Here is a 545-nt window from a genome sequence, read left to right as displayed (position 1 = left end):
GTCACATGCATCCCAGACTTCATTGCGATCCGGTGCTTGTAAACGAGCCTCAGAGCACCACGTTTTCCAATCAGAGATGAACATATCCGTCGTTGAAGTGTAGTCCGCCAGTTCTTTCAAGTTGCTTAACGACGGTTGCCACTTATCGACCAACGCTTTATGAGATTCAATTACTTGTGACTGCTGCTCGTTCAGTGTATTTAGCTGCGCTTTTAACTGCGTTTGCTGGCTCTCAATCAACGCAAGTTGTTGTTCAACAAAAATCGCGCTGATGTCTTCACCCGATAACTTCGACCAGTACTCTTTTTGAATATCCAGCTGATTCATCAGTTGCTCCACTTTGACCGAGGCGTGCAACGCACTTTGGTCGGTTTGTCGATGAATCCATTCGGTCAACGCCAAGTAACAACAAAGGATCAGCGTTTTTGGCGTGGCCAAATTAAAGCGAAAGCCCAATCGAGAGTTGATGTATTCGAGCCTCTGCTCAAAGGTCGCCACTCGTTGACTGTCACTTAACTGAGCGCCAATTTCTAAAAACAGACGCA

1 pseudogene is annotated in these 545 nt (G+C 46.4%); it reads right to left on the bottom strand.

Annotation, left to right across the window (positions count from 1 at the left end):
• Positions 1-545: pseudogene (esxD, locus tag R7P74_RS28650) on the bottom strand (type III secretion system regulon anti-activator ExsD); the annotation flags it as partial.

The organism is Vibrio sp. 2033, assembly GCF_033339735.1.
Note: the sequence above shows the minus strand (reverse complement) of the source record. Positions and strands in the feature narration are given on the sequence as shown.